This is a genomic window from Bacillus sp. CECT 9360, assembly GCF_918741275.1.
GTDB lineage: Bacteria > Bacillota > Bacilli > Bacillales > DSM-1321 > Peribacillus.
On sequence record NZ_CAKKNA010000025.1, the window covers coordinates 1 to 14,393 of the forward strand.

At 42.0% G+C, this 14,393-nt stretch carries 15 protein-coding genes, 1 tRNA gene, 1 rRNA gene, 1 other RNA gene and 1 other annotated feature; of the genes, 4 read left to right on the forward strand and 14 right to left on the reverse strand.

All coding sequences use genetic code 11. The annotated features are described in order from the left end of the window. The 8 genes from LQ216_RS19975 to tadA form a co-directional block, all read right to left on the reverse strand. Positions 1-59: ribosomal RNA gene (locus tag LQ216_RS19975) — 16S ribosomal RNA — on the reverse strand; the annotation flags it as partial. A 346-nt stretch (positions 60-405) separates the two neighbouring features. Then, entirely contained in the window at positions 406-669 is a 264-nt protein-coding gene (locus LQ216_RS19980; protein ID WP_230131383.1) for a pro-sigmaK processing inhibitor BofA family protein, read from the reverse strand. An 84-nt stretch (positions 670-753) separates the two neighbouring features. Continuing rightward, positions 754-972, reverse strand: a complete 219-nt coding sequence (locus tag LQ216_RS19985) for a YaaL family protein (RefSeq protein ID WP_230131385.1) — start codon at positions 970-972, stop codon at positions 754-756. A 28-nt stretch (positions 973-1,000) separates the two neighbouring features. Beyond that, entirely contained in the window at positions 1,001-1,597 is a 597-nt protein-coding gene (gene recR / locus LQ216_RS19990) for a recombination mediator RecR (RefSeq protein WP_230131387.1), read from the reverse strand. 18 nt (positions 1,598-1,615) lie between these two features. Continuing rightward, entirely contained in the window at positions 1,616-1,933 is a 318-nt protein-coding gene (locus LQ216_RS19995) for a YbaB/EbfC family nucleoid-associated protein (RefSeq protein ID WP_216824912.1), read from the reverse strand. A gap of 20 nt (positions 1,934-1,953) precedes the next feature. Beyond that, entirely contained in the window at positions 1,954-3,642 is a 1,689-nt protein-coding gene (dnaX, locus tag LQ216_RS20000; RefSeq protein ID WP_230131388.1) for a DNA polymerase III subunit gamma/tau, read from the reverse strand. 126 nt (positions 3,643-3,768) lie between these two features. Next, an RNA gene (gene ffs / locus LQ216_RS20005) (signal recognition particle sRNA large type) lies at positions 3,769-4,033 on the reverse strand. Positions 4,034-4,111: 78 nt separating this feature from the next. Beyond that, a complete protein-coding gene (gene tadA, locus LQ216_RS20010; protein ID WP_230131390.1) occupies positions 4,112-4,633 on the reverse strand; it encodes a tRNA adenosine(34) deaminase TadA in 522 nt (173 codons plus the stop codon). 251 nt (positions 4,634-4,884) lie between these two features. Here tadA and LQ216_RS20015 point away from each other — a divergent pair, with 251 nt between their 5' ends. Together LQ216_RS20015 and LQ216_RS20020 are read left to right on the forward strand one after the other, a co-directional pair. Beyond that, positions 4,885-5,544: a deoxynucleoside kinase gene (locus LQ216_RS20015; protein ID WP_230131392.1), complete on the forward strand. Its 660-nt coding sequence runs from the start codon at positions 4,885-4,887 to the stop codon at positions 5,542-5,544. Further along, positions 5,522-6,193: a deoxynucleoside kinase gene (locus tag LQ216_RS20020; RefSeq protein WP_230131394.1), complete on the forward strand. Its 672-nt coding sequence runs from the start codon at positions 5,522-5,524 to the stop codon at positions 6,191-6,193. Before LQ216_RS20015 ends, LQ216_RS20020 begins: the two co-directional genes overlap by 23 nt. A 137-nt stretch (positions 6,194-6,330) precedes the next feature. Here LQ216_RS20020 and LQ216_RS20025 read toward each other — a convergent pair. From LQ216_RS20025 to guaB, 6 genes are all read right to left on the reverse strand, one after another. After that, positions 6,331-6,423, reverse strand: a tRNA-Ser gene (locus LQ216_RS20025). A gap of 124 nt (positions 6,424-6,547) precedes the next feature. Next, on the reverse strand, positions 6,548-7,825 hold the full coding sequence (gene serS / locus LQ216_RS20030; RefSeq protein WP_230131396.1) for a serine--tRNA ligase: 1,278 nt from the start codon (positions 7,823-7,825) through the stop codon (positions 6,548-6,550). A 70-nt stretch (positions 7,826-7,895) separates the two neighbouring features. Further along, positions 7,896-8,115 (reverse strand) — a binding site (T-box leader). Between the two features lie 54 nt (positions 8,116-8,169). Beyond that, a complete protein-coding gene (pdxT, locus tag LQ216_RS20035) occupies positions 8,170-8,760 on the reverse strand; it encodes a pyridoxal 5'-phosphate synthase glutaminase subunit PdxT (protein ID WP_230131398.1) in 591 nt (196 codons plus the stop codon). A 2-nt stretch (positions 8,761-8,762) separates the two neighbouring features. After that, positions 8,763-9,644: a pyridoxal 5'-phosphate synthase lyase subunit PdxS gene (gene pdxS / locus LQ216_RS20040; protein WP_230131400.1), complete on the reverse strand. Its 882-nt coding sequence runs from the start codon at positions 9,642-9,644 to the stop codon at positions 8,763-8,765. Positions 9,645-9,800: 156 nt separating this feature from the next. Then, complete coding sequence (locus LQ216_RS20045; RefSeq protein ID WP_230131402.1) at positions 9,801-11,126, reverse strand: serine hydrolase; 1,326 nt, start codon at positions 11,124-11,126, stop codon at positions 9,801-9,803. 176 nt (positions 11,127-11,302) lie between these two features. Then, positions 11,303-12,766 carry an IMP dehydrogenase gene (gene guaB, locus LQ216_RS20050; RefSeq protein ID WP_230131404.1) on the reverse strand — a complete coding sequence of 488 codons (1,464 nt, stop codon included), beginning with the start codon at positions 12,764-12,766 and terminating at the stop codon, positions 11,303-11,305. A 114-nt stretch (positions 12,767-12,880) separates the two neighbouring features. Here guaB and LQ216_RS20055 point away from each other — a divergent pair, with 114 nt between their 5' ends. Then, the gene (locus LQ216_RS20055; protein WP_230131408.1) at positions 12,881-13,840 is read left to right on the forward strand and encodes a YaaC family protein; all 960 of its coding nucleotides are present in this window, start codon (positions 12,881-12,883) and stop codon (positions 13,838-13,840) included. Between the two features lie 250 nt (positions 13,841-14,090). Then, a complete protein-coding gene (locus tag LQ216_RS20060; protein WP_230131406.1) occupies positions 14,091-14,318 on the forward strand; it encodes a hypothetical protein in 228 nt (75 codons plus the stop codon). Positions 14,319-14,393: the final 75 nt, after the last annotated feature.

Sequence of the window (14,393 nt, forward strand, 5' to 3'; positions counted from 1 at the left end):
TGCATGTATTAGGCACGCCGCCAGCGTTCGTCCTGAGCCAGGATCAAACTCTCCGAAGAATGTTTGACTTGCTCACTTGCACATGGATGTGCTGGCATCGACGTTGTCACAGGACGTGACGAACTTAATCGATGTTCCTTTTGCTTTTAAAGTGTGTGCTCACTTAAAAATTAACGTTGGCGCTTTGTTTTGTTCAGTTTTCAAAGAGCAATTACTTTGTCGTTTCTCTCGGAAGCGACTTTAATACTATAACACCCCCAAACCCTTGATGTCAATAACTTATACATACTTTTTTTAAAAAAAATATGTGATTTCGTTTTGAGAGCTTAATTATGAAACAATGGGATTTTATTTTAAGGTTAACAATAATAAAACTCGAGCGGATGAGCTCGAGTCCACACTTTATTAAACTACCCAGTAGTTTATTGCCGCTAGTGCAGCAACCCCTGGTATGCCAAGGAAACCGGATACAGACGCTGTTACTAAATTGATCGGCACATGCACGCCAAATTGATTTCCTAACGCGTTTAAGAAAAATAAAAATACCGCTCCGATCACAATCTTTATGAGACCCTGCCCGATAAAGCGGATCGGTTTTAATGGTGCACCTACCAAAAGCAACATCAGAATCAATCCCGCGATGACGGCGACAACTATTATAGGCTCCAAAATAATACCTCCCTGCACAAGAGCTTGTACTTCAATTTATGAAAGGAAGTACAAATTAAGAACCATGTGATAGGAAGGTTTTGATTATCTTTTTATACTAATTTTTCTCTTTTTGGCCTCTTTGAACAGGTAAAAATATTTCACTTCTGCTATTTTAGTCCGTACGATTGCTTCATCAGATGGATCAAGGCTTTTTTCCAGCAATGATTTTTGACTGAACCAGTTTCTTTTTTTCTGCTCCAATTGCTGCATTAGCTTTTCGTCATATTCATTTCGAAGCCGACCTTTTCGACGAAAGAACATATATAAGCCCTCCCATTTGCTGGTATCTTTAGATTTCTCTTCTACCTTCAATAGCTTTGGATAAAGTTACTTCATCCGCGTATTCAAGGTCACCACCGACAGGCAATCCGTGGGCAATTCTCGTGGTCTTGATTCCGGACGGTTTTAATAGGCGGGAAATATACATGGCTGTAGCTTCCCCTTCAATATTCGGGTTCGTTGCCAAAATGACTTCTTGGACAGTTTCATCTTGTAGACGTTTCAGTAAATCTGGAATGTTGATATCCTCCGGGCCTATCCCATCCATTGGAGATATGCTCCCACGAAGAACATGATACAAACCGTTAAACTCTCTCATTTTTTCCATGGCGATGACATCCTTGGGTTCCTGTACAACACAAATTATACTACGATCCCGTTTCTGGTCCTCACAGATGTAACAAGGATCCTGATCCGTGATATGTCCGCATACCGAACAATACGTCAGATTCCGCTTGGCATTCACCAGTGCCTTCGCAAAATCCAAAACCGTATCTTCTTTCATACCCAATACAAAAAAAGCAAGCCGGGCAGCCGTCTTAGGGCCAATCCCCGGCAATTTCATAAAGCTGTCAATAAGCTTGGATATTGGTTCAGGATAATGCATATTCATTTCCTCCGAGACTTAGAACATTCCAGGAAGGTTTAACCCTTTTGTGAATTGCCCCATCGTTTGGTTAGTCATTTCGTCCGCTTTTTTCAATGCGTCATTGGTCGCTGCTAATACTAGATCCTGAAGCATTTCAATATCATCGGGATCGACAACCTCTGGTTTGATATTCACTTCTATAATTTCTTTATGGCCGGTCACAACAACTGTCACCATTCCACCGCCAGCAGTACCTTCGATTTTCTTTTCGCCAAGCTCCTCCTGAGCCTCGGCCATTTTCTTTTGCATTTTTTGCATTTGCTTCATCATATTTTGCATGTTTCCGCCACGCATTCCCATATTACTGCCTCCCATTATTCTTTAATTTCCAATAATTCATCGCCAACTAGTTTACGAGCCTCCGCTATAAAAGGATCTTCTTCCTGCTGTATTCCTTCATCAGATGGATCGGTACTTTGGGTGGCAAGAAACTCTTCTCTTGTTTGCTGCCATTGATTTTCCGGCACTCCTACCATTTCGAGGCGATGGCCGGTAATACGCTGCATAATCGTTGCCATGGCCTCAATAAACTTGGCGTTTTCCATCGCCATCTGGCAATGAATATCATATTTGAATTTTAACACAAATGCCACGGTAGAAGCAGCTACCGGTTCCGCTCCATTTAATAAAGCAGCCAAAGATTTTAAATTTTGCTGCCCAAGCTGCTCAATTACTTCTCCCCAACGGCCTTTGATTGTGTGCAAATCTTGCTTGGTCGCTTGCCTGAGGACTTGATTGATTTTTCCTGTAGGGGCTTTATAACTCTTTTTCGACATGCGTTGGGCCTTTGGCTGTGCTGCCGCTTTTTCTTCCGAAGTTATAGAAACACCTTTTTCTTTGATCTCTTGGAGCTGTCTTTCCAGCTCGGCAATTTTTCGCTTCATACTTTCTATTTCGCCACCGGATATACTTGAAGACTGTTCCAAATGACAGAGCTTAACCAACGCTACTTCAAGAAAGATTCTAGGTGTGTTCGTCCATTTCATTTCCTGCTGTGTTTTATTGAAATTCTCGATAATACTATAAATATAATCTGTCGGAACCACTTCTGCCAGTTCCTTGAACTCTGGGTCGATCAAGACCCGTTCAAATGAATCGGCCATACTCGGTGCCGTTTGATACAACAGCATGTCTCTATAAAAAAAGATCATATCCTCAATAAATCGCGCGGGATCCTTCCCCATAGCCAATAATTCTTCTAATGTCAGCAGGGCATTCGTGACATCTTTCTCGTATATAGCTTTGGCCAGTCGGCTCAAAAATGCTTGTGAAACAGATCCCGTAACTGTCAAAGCATCTTCAACCGTCACTTCATCTTCGCTAAATGATATAGCCTGGTCAAGCAGACTTAAAGCATCACGCATACCGCCCTCAGCCGCTCTGGCAATAATATGCATGGCCTGTTCATTGAATGCTACTCCCGTTTCCGAAGCAATTTGTGTCATTCGGCCGACAATATCCTGCGGTCCGATCCGTTTAAAATCAAATCGCTGACATCGGGAGATAATGGTCAATGGGATCTTATGAGGTTCTGTAGTAGCTAAAATGAAAATAACATGTTTTGGAGGTTCCTCCAGCGTCTTTAACAATGCATTAAATGCTCCTTGTGAAAGCATGTGCACTTCATCTACAATATATACTTTGAATTTGACAGCATTTGGCGCGTATTTCACTTTATCACGGATATCGCGAATTTCTTCCACTCCGTTATTTGATGCTGCGTCAATTTCAATTACATCGGGAATGGAACCATCGGTAATTCCTGTGCAGGCGGCACATTCATTGCAGGGCTCGCTTATAGGCGATTTCTCACAATTCACGGCCTTCGCCAGAATTTTTGCCGCACTCGTTTTCCCTGTACCGCGCGGACCAGAAAATAAGTAGGCGTGGGAAACCTTCTGCTGCATGAGGGCATTCTGTAAGGTTTTGTTTACATGCTCCTGGCCGACGACATCCAGAAACTGCTGTGGCCTCCATACCCGATATAGTGCTTGATATCCCACGAAAACGCCCCCTTAATTTTCTATTCGCATACTATTATACCGTAAATTTTTTTCTGTATCGGATATTTCTTTATAATGGCAAAAAAACTCACCCTAAAGGATGAGTTATTTACTATGTAATAACTGCCGTGCACCTTCTGTCGATTAGCACCCATAGGCGTTACTTAAGCAGTTAGCTCAGTCCAGGCAACCCTGCGGCACATGAGAGCTTCCACTTAATGCTGCTTCCTTCCGGACCTGACATGGTTCGTGGATTCTCATTGCGCAGGACCCGGACGTCAACGCCACTTACTTAAGGCAGACCCTACAGGATGCTAACCTCGAAAAGGAATTCAGCCTCGCTGGAGCGGATTGCGAGTACAGGGCACCGCTACCTCCCCGCCTAGCACGGCAAATTTGCTACCATATTCATATAGCGCCATAACGACGCATAATTAAGTATACTAAGTTTTAGCCAAGAAAGCAATCCTTATTCCCTGTCAATTCCTGCATCTTCACCCAACCGTACTCGGTTTCTTTTAGCTTTTTCCGCTTTCTTTCGTTCTCGCAAATCTTTGAAAAAATCAGTCAGAATCGATCCGCACTCCTGTGCCAAAATGCCGCTGGTAACCTCGCTTTGATGGTTAAAACGTTCATCCTGCAACAGGTTCATAAATGTGCCGGCACATCCTGCTTTCGGATCATACGCCCCAAAAACTACCCTCTTAATACGGGATTGGATGATAGCCCCGGCACACATCGGACACGGCTCAAGCGTGACATACAATGTCGCATCCTCAAGCCTCCAGGTGCCTTGCTCTTCACAGGCCTTATTAATGGCCAACAGTTCCGCATGGCAGATGGCATTCTGAGCTGTTTCTCTGAGATTATGAGCGCTTGAGACGACTTCTCCATTCATCTCTATCACGGCACCGATCGGAACTTCGTTTATATCCTCTGCTTTTCTTGCCTCTTCTAACGCCAATCGCATATAAAATCTATCGTCTCTCATAAGCGTAACCCCTTAAAAAAATAAAAAAAGGTGAATAGTCATATAGTAAGAAAATGAATCCTTGCTCTAATCATGAATATTATAGGATTATGTAAAATCCCGCAACTCATGTAATTCTTCATCAAAATTCTTTCACTTACTCATAAGATTGTCCTGCCTAAACTATCGGTCTGTGATACAATAACTTTTGGACTAATAAGCCAAATTTACTGTTTACAGCGATCAGTGCCGTTTGAAGGAGGAAGGAATTCATGAAGAACACACCATTTATTACCGTAGAAGGTCCGATTGGTGTGGGAAAAACATCGTTAGCAAAAGCAATCTCTGAACATTTCCAATTCGCATTATTAAAGGAAATTGTAGATGAAAACCCATTTCTCGGTAAATTTTATGAGAATATTGATGAGTGGAGCTTTCAAACAGAAATGTTTTTCCTCTGCAACCGCTACAAACAATTAGAAGATATTGAAAAACAGATTCTTTCTAAGAATAAAGCCGTCGTGGCAGATTATCATATTTTCAAGAATATAATTTTTGCACAAAGGACATTAAAGGATCGGCAATATGATAAATACCTTGAAATTTTCAACATCTTAACGCATGATATGCCCAAGCCGAACATGGTGATCTATTTAAATGCCAGCCTGGATACATTATTGAACCGGATCGGCAAAAGAGGCAGAGAGTTCGAAAAGAATATTAGCCCGCTCTATCTGGAACAATTATCAATTGACTACGGAACCTTTATGCAGACTTTTGAGGAACAGCATCCAGATATACCTGTCTTACGTTTTAACGGGGACTTGCTGGATTTTGTGGGGAATAAACAAGATTTAGCTGCCATCCTATCCCAAATAGAGAACGAGCTGCAAAAAGGAGTATATAAGAATGAACCTACGAAAAAAATATGACATTCCAAATAACACTGTCATCACAATAGCCGGAACGGTAGGAGTCGGCAAATCAACGATGACAAATGCGCTTGCAAATGCATTAAAATTCCGTACCTCATTTGAAAAGGTCGATACAAATCCTTATCTTGATAAATTCTATGACGATTTTGAACGCTGGAGCTTCCATCTCCAAATATACTTTTTGGCAGAACGTTTTAAAGATCAAAAACGTATCTTTGAATACGGCGGCGGTTTTATCCAAGATCGTTCTATTTATGAAGATACAGGCATATTTGCAAAGATGCATTATGAAAAAGGAACGATGAATAAAGTCGATTACGAAACCTATACAAGTCTTTTTGAAGCGATGGTCATGACGCCATACTTCCCGCATCCTGACCTTCTCATCTATCTGGAAGGGTCAATTGAAGATATCCTAGATAGGATTAAGGAGCGCGGACGCCCGATGGAGCAGCAAACCCCGGTGGAATACTGGAAGGAAATGCATCAGCGCTACGAAGATTGGATCAACCACTTTAACGCATGCCCCGTTTTGCGTTTAAACATCAATGACTACGATCTTGTACAAAGTGAAACATCAATCGAACCAATTATCGAGCGCATAGCATCATTTATGGATCAAACGAAGAAACTTCGAAAAATATAGAGAAAAATCACCGAAATGCTTCGGTGATTTTTTATGTGGACAAAACTATATTAGAAATAAAAAAGTCTGCTACATGACTGTAACAGACTTTTATGATTCATACGATCTCTTATGCGCGTGGTTATTTCAGATAAATATGGAGGAGGTAGAGGGATTCGAACCCCCGCGGGCTTTGACACCCCTGTCGGTTTTCAAGACCGATCCCTTCAGCCGGACTTGGGTATACCTCCGTTTCAACATTTAATAAGATACCATGGAGGGAAACGCATTGTCAAGATAACAAAAATACTTTCTCAGAAAAATTTTCACAGAAATATAAGAAGGGAAAGCAGTAACGCTCTCCCTTACTCGGACTTAAAGCTTAATAACCTCAGCGCCGCGCATATACGGCCTAAGCACATCCGGAATAATTACGCTGCCATCAGCCTGCTGGTAATTTTCTAAAATGGCCGATACCGTACGGCCAATCGCTAAACCAGACCCATTCAACGTATGAACATGCTCTGGTTTAGCTTTTGGATCACGGCGGAAACGGATATTTGCGCGTCTGGCCTGAAATGATTCAAAATTACTGCAAGAAGAAATTTCACGGTACGTCCCGTAGCTTGGAATCCAAACTTCGATGTCGTATTTTTTGGCAGCTGTAAAGCCCAGATCCGCTGTACACATGCTTAATACTCGATAAGGAAGGTTCAGAAGCTGAAGCACCTTTTCGGCATGCCTTGTCAACTCTTCAAGAGCTTCATAAGAATTCTCCGGTTTCACGAATTTCACGAGCTCGACTTTATTAAACTGATGCTGGCGGATTAGCCCGCGTGTATCTCTTCCAGCTGACCCTGCCTCAGAGCGGAAAGACGCACTATAGGCGGCATAGCTGATTGGCAAGTCAGTACCAGACAGGATTTCGTCACGATGGTAGTTCGTGACCGGGACCTCCGCCGTCGGGATTAAGAAATAATCTTCACTTTCAATTCGAAACGCGTCTTCTTCGAACTTAGGCAGCTGGCCTGTACCTGTCATGCTTGCACGGTTCACGATATAAGGCGGCAGCATTTCTTCATAGCCATGCTCCTCTACATGCAGATCGAGCATGAAACTGATTAACGCACGCTCTAGGCGGGCACCCAGTCCTTTATAAAATACAAACCGGCTGCCTGTCACCTTGGAAGCTCGTTCAAAGTCCAGAATGCCAAGCGCATCAGCAACATCCCAGTGAGGTTTTGCTTCAAAACCAAATTGCGGAACCTCACCCCACTTACGGATTTCCACATTATCATCTTCCGTCTCACCGACTGGAACACTTTCATGAGGGATATTCGGAATGGACAATAGAAGATTTTCCAATACGGCTTCTACTTCACGAAGTTCTTCGTCAAGAACTTTGATTTTGTCACCGACTTCACGCATCTCGACAATTAAATGGTCAGCATCTTGTTTTTCGCGCTTCAAGGCAGCTACCTGCTGGGATACTTCATTTCGACGGCTCTTATGTTGTTCTGTTTTAACAAGTAAAGAACGTCGTCTCACGTCCAGTTCTTCAAACTTCCCAAAATCAGTCAGATCTTCTCCGCGATGTTGCAGAAGACGTTTAACCTCTTCAAAATTACTGCGTAAATATTTCAAATCCAGCATACGCTATTCCTCCTATTTTCGTAATCCATTACACCATGATTTTTGAAAACGCAAAAAACTCCCGTCCCCTAAAAGGGACGAGAGTTAACCCGCGTTGCCACCCTAGTTGAAAACATGAATCTGTCTTCCACTCATAAAGATAACGGCTTAGGCCGAAAGTAATTACTAACCCGCTGGGTGTTCCATACTTTACTCGAGGATGGATTCACAAGCCGCAGCCACCGGTTCGCACCTTCCACCGGCTCTCTAAAGAAAGCATGCCTGTTACTAATTCCTGTCATGGTTTTATGATAATGAAATTATTTTCCATAATGTACTATAGTTTTTAACAATATGCAACCATTTTATACAGCTTTAGCCTGAAGATGGGCATGGACCATTTCAATAAATATTTGCGTTAGGCGGTGGTCATCCGTTAATTCAGGATGAAATGAACAACCTAAAAACTGCCCTTGACGTGCCGCGACAATGCGTCCATCATATTCAGCCAGGATCTCTACTTGCTCTCCGGCTTCCATGATATGTGGAGCCCTGATAAATACTCCGGTAAATGGTGATTCCATTCCGCTTATCTTAAGCTCCGCTTCAAAGCTATCTACCTGCCGCCCAAAGGAATTCCGTTCGACGGTAACATCCAATACGCCTAGATGAGGCTCTTCATAGCCTTGAATATGTTTTGCCAAAATGATTAACCCGGCACATGTCCCGAACATCGGCTTTCCTTCATCGGCAAATTTCCGCAACGGTTCCATGAAACCATACTGATCGATCAATTTTCTCATTGTCGTACTTTCACCGCCCGGGATAATCAATCCGTCAATTTCCCCCAGTTGCTCTGCTTTTTTTATAATAACGGCAGTAGCGCCTGATACCTCAATCGAGCGGACATGCTCCCTGACAGCGCCCTGCAATCCTAAAACGCCTATCCTAACCATGATTACCAGCCGCGCTCCTGCATTCTTTGACTTGGAGCCAGCGAAGAAATTTCAAGGCCCTTCATAGCTTCGCCAAGTCCTTTAGAAATATTGGCAATGAGCTCGTAATCCTGATAATGGGTGGTAGCTTCAACAATTGCTTTCGCCACTTTTGCCGGATTTTCTGATTTAAAGATACCAGAACCTACAAATACACCGTCCGCTCCAAGCTCCATCATTAAGGCAGCGTCAGCAGGAGTCGCGACTCCGCCGGCGGCGAAATTCACGACAGGCAAACCGCCATTTTCTCTGATTTGAAGTAAGATTTCGTAAGGGGCGCCAAGCAATTTAGCTTCAGTCATTAATTCATCTTCATTCATAGCAATGACCTTACGAACCTGGGCATTTACTTGTCGCATATGACGTACTGCCTCGACAATATTGCCTGTTCCTGGTTCACCTTTCGTTCTTAACATCGACGCACCTTCACCTAAGCGGCGGGCAGCTTCACCTAGATCACGGCAGCCACATACGAAGGGAACAGTATATATTTTTTTATTTAAATGAAATTCTTCATCTGCCGGTGTTAGAACTTCACTTTCATCAATATAATCTACGCCAAGGGACTCAAGGATGCGCGCTTCTACAATATGGCCAATTCTTGCTTTTGCCATTACCGGAATCGAAACAGCTTCCATGACCTCCTGAACGATTGAAATATCAGCCATTCTTGCCACTCCGCCCGCTGCACGGATGTCCGAAGGAACGCGCTCTAGCGCCATAACGGCAACTGCTCCGGCTTCCTCGGCAATTTTGGCTTGTTCAGCATTCACAACGTCCATAATGACGCCGCCTTTTTGCATTTCAGCCATTCCACGCTTAACTCTGTCTGTACCTGTATTCATTCTTCTACCTCCCAGAAAAGTTGACTACCTAATTTATTCCAACTATTTGTATAGGATTTAAAACCTATTATATGCAATTATCTCTAAAAAAAAACTCCTGTCAAGACAGGAGCATTCATAACGGCTAATAATTCATTCCTTAGGATTTATTAAATGTTAGAACCAGCCTTTAACTGTTGAAGCGGCACCGTTCCATACATCTCCAAAGAAACCGCCGATTGCTCTCATGGAAAGCACAAACCAATTCGACTTTTCAACATCTTCAGCAGCAACCACATCTATTCGGTTTGCTTTGCCGCCTTCCGTGGTGATAAAGCCGTAGTCCTTGCCTTCTTTATTTTCAACGCTGATATAACCGACTTTCTCTCCTTTTTTTACAGGAGCAGTCAACTCACCGTCTTTATTCAATTTATCCTTATCTATCACTAATACAGGCTTATAATTCTCTTTTTCGCCATTTTCAATTACTAGTTCAATAGGATCCTCCTTTGTGTGAATTTTAACAGAGTCTTCTTTACCCTTTATCACAGGAAGAGTTTTTTGATCCTTAACCTCATAGTTGGCTGCCAGTACATCTTCTTTGCCAAAGTTTGAAAAAGCATAATTCATAAGCTTCTTAGTATCGTTAAAGCGTTCATCTTTAGAAGTAGATTTCATAACCACTGTGATATAACGCTGACCATCTCTCTTGACCGTACCGGTATGTGCATAGCCTGCAAAATCAGTGGAACCGGTCTTTAACCCATCTACTCCCTCATACTCAAAAATCAAGCCCGGAAGCATCCAGTTGAAATTAGCATATTCTTTTCCATCACGGAATTTAAGCCTTGGCATTTTTGCTGTTTCCAGAACTTCAGGAAAGTCAGAAAGGATATGGAATGCTAGAGTCGCCATGTCGCGGGCAGTCATGACATTTTCTTCATTCGGAGCACCTGCCGGATGATTACCAAGGAGGTCTTTATTATTTAATCCGCTCGTATTTACAAATTTATAATCCTTTAGGCCCAATTCCTTTGCCTTTTCGTTCATCATTTTGACGAAGTTTTTTTCACTTCCGCCTATCAGCTCTGCCAATGCAACCGTAGCTGCATTACCAGAATGGACGGCCATTGCTTCGTATAATTCTTTTGCTGTGTAGTCTTCACCCTCGGTAAGACCAACATTTGAGAGATTAGGAGCTTTAGAAAGGTTATGTACATAATTACTTATGGTCGCCTTCTGATCCCAGCTGATCTTTTCTTCTTCAATTGCTTCCAATACCATGTATTCAACCATCATTTTTGACATAGATGCAATACCCAGTACTTTATCTGCGTTTTTCTCATAAAGGATTCTTCCGGACTTAGCATCGACAATGATGGCCGCTTCTGCCTTTAATCCAAGCGTATCTTCCTCCGCCTTTGCATTTACAGGATTAAATTGAGATGCCATCAAGGCAAATAACATTGTAAAAACCAGTGTAATCTTGCTGAATCTTTTCACTTTCAAAAACCTCCAACTTTCTTAGCTTATATATTGTCGAAGAACTTCTTCGTTAATTGGCATAAACACCTAGTTTAGTCTATCACAAACATATTAAAAAAAATAGACAGAGAAAAGGAACTCTCTGCCTGTTTTTTATGAAATTATTATTGCCAAATTAGGAAATAAATAGATACTTACATAGAGTAATTAGGAGATTCCTTTGTAATTTGCACATCATGCGGATGGCTTTCTCTTAAGCCTGCCCCGGTCATTCGTACAAATTGGCTGTCTTCCCTCAGTGCGTGCAAATCTTTTGCACCGCAATAGCCCATTCCAGACCGGATCCCTCCGACTAACTGATAGATCGTATCCGAAAGCGGCCCTTTATAAGGCAGTCTTCCTTCAATGCCTTCCGGAACAAATTTCTTATTTTCTTCCTGGAAGTAACGATCCTTCGATCCTTTTTCCATCGCGGCAACAGAGCCCATGCCCCGGTATACTTTAAAACGTCTTCCCTGGAATATTTCCGTTTCACCGGGACTTTCCGAAACACCAGCCAGCATACTGCCCAACATAACAGCATGTCCACCTGATGCCAATGCCTTGACAATATCTCCTGAATATTTAATACCACCATCGGCAATGATCGTTTTCCCGTGCTTGCGTGCCTCTGTCGCACAATCAAACACAGCGGTGATTTGTGGTACACCGACACCGGCTACCACACGAGTGGTACAAATTGAGCCAGGTCCAATCCCGACCTTGACAACATCGGCACCCGCTTCAATTAAATCCTTCGTTGCTTCAGCTGTAGCTACATTCCCAGCGATAATCGCAAGCTTTGGATAAGCTTCCCTGATCTGCTTAACCGTATCCAGCACTCCTTTTGAATGTCCATGTGCTGTATCCACGACAATTGCATCTGTATTTGCCTTTACAAGCATTTCCACACGTTTCATCGTATCCTTCGTAACACCCACTGCTGCACCGGCAAGCAATCTTCCTTGCTTGTCCTTAGCCGAGTTTGGAAACTCGATGACTTTTTCAATATCTTTAATCGTGATAAGTCCTTTTAATACACCGTTCTCATCTACAAGAGGGAGTTTCTCGATTTTGTATTTCTGAAGAATCTTTTCGGCTTGCTCTAAATTCGTACCGACCGGAGCAGTGACAAGATGTTCTTTTGTCATTACATCTGATATTTTCATGGAGAAGTCCTGGATAAATCGCAAATCCCGATTGGTTATAATGCCGACTAGTTTTTGTTCGTCTTCGTCATTAACAATCGGTACACCAGAAATGCGATATTTTCCCATTAAATGTTCAGCATCGAAAACCTGATGTACGGGAGTCAGAAAAAAGGGATCGGTAATAACACCGCTCTCGGAGCGTTTCACTTTGTCCACCATATCCGCCTGCTGTTCAATGGACATATTTTTATGGATGATGCCCAGTCCTCCTTGGCGTGCCATGGAGATTGCCATTTCTGCTTCCGTCACAGTATCCATTCCAGCACTAATGATCGGTATATTAAGCCTAAGATTTTCGGCCAATGTAACTTGCAGATTCGCATCCTTTGGAAGCACCTCGGATTTACCTGGCATTAACAACACATCATCAAAGGTTAATCCTTCTTTTGCAAACTTATTTTCCCACATCTTTTTCCCCTCCTGCTCAAAATATTATTAGTAGGTTATCAATTGGACAAACTACTGTCAAGGAAGATGAAAGATGTTTGATTTTTCTATTAATTTGGAGGTTTCATTTTGGAAATGCATAATGATATTTGGCATTCATTTATATATTTTTTTTCCGCTTCCTCTACGCAAACGTATTTGAAGAAGTGTTATGCTGAACGAAACCTGCCCGATAAGGAAATGAAGAGCTTCGAGAATTGCTATCCTTTTTTATATTACATAGAACATGCACAAACCTATTATAGCCAGGCAGTTGTCGCTCCATTATCCATCCAGCCTATCTTAGCTTTCTATGGCTTCGTTCAGCTGCTTAAAGCCTGCCTGCTAACAATCGATCCGAACTACCCGGAATCAACATCCGTACTTGCTCATGGCGTCACCACTCGAAAGCGAAAAAAACAACAGTACGAATTTATACACGACGAAGTCAAAATTCAAAAAAATGGCTTATTTACATTTATGGCTGAGAAAATGTTTTATTTGAAGCATTTGGACGGAGAAAAATACTCAATGGGGGAATTGCTGAAAGAACTGCCTGAATTAGAGCCAGCTTTCGAACTATTTCATTCGAAAAGTTGTTTTAAACCTCTTACACCTTATAAAGAAGGCTTCTCACTACCAGCCTCTATTCTCAATACATTTCATATGACCAGCCATCGCTTCAAAGATTTCCTTGAGATAAAAACAAAGACTAAATTGTCTGTTGAAGAACAAGGCTCCAACTTACATTTATATCCCGAACAAGCATGGTCACAGAACTTTCATTCACCAATCCACTATCATCTTTTTGAGAAAAAATATGTACTGTCGACGAATAAAGATTCCAGCTGCTATTGCTTCCCTGAATTGCTGGTACATTATCTTTTACTTTATAACTTAAGCATGATTGCCCGATATGAAACAGAATGGTGGTCCGAGCTGCTTAAAACAATGGCCAATGATGATTACCCATTCATTGCACAGTTTTTAAATATAACACTGAAAAAAGGACCGAATTTGGTTTACGAATGGCTAACGAAAGACCGATTTTTATAAAGTTCTTCTGATAATTAAATCGTTATTAGGAATGAGCCTAATCGTTTCGAAAAGTATTTAACTGTAAGGTATTCAAGCATAGGATACTTATGTTAACTAAAACCGAACGCTGATAAATTTTTATAATAGCTCATAAATACAGATAATAGCTCGTAAAACTAAATAATCGCTTGTAAATTACGATAATAGCTCACAAATTTTAATAATTGCTCGTAAATTTTAATCATCACGCTAAATTGTCAGGAAAATCTTGAATGCAATTTTTGATTTGAACGAAAATCCTGGTGATTCAAACGAAAATCGTGTCCATTTAAACGAAAGTCCTAGTGATTTGAACGAAACTTCCGGGCATTTAAACGAAAACATCGTCCATTCAAACGAAACGCATTTTCACACGAAAAAAGACCAGCCAAATCGGCTGGTCTTTCACTTGCTTGGCGACGTCCTACTCTCACAGGACTTGCACAGGATGTGCTGACTTCTGCGTTGCCACATGGATGTGGCGGGTTTAGCAGAAGGTCCTTGACTCACCCCAACTACCATCGGCGCTCGA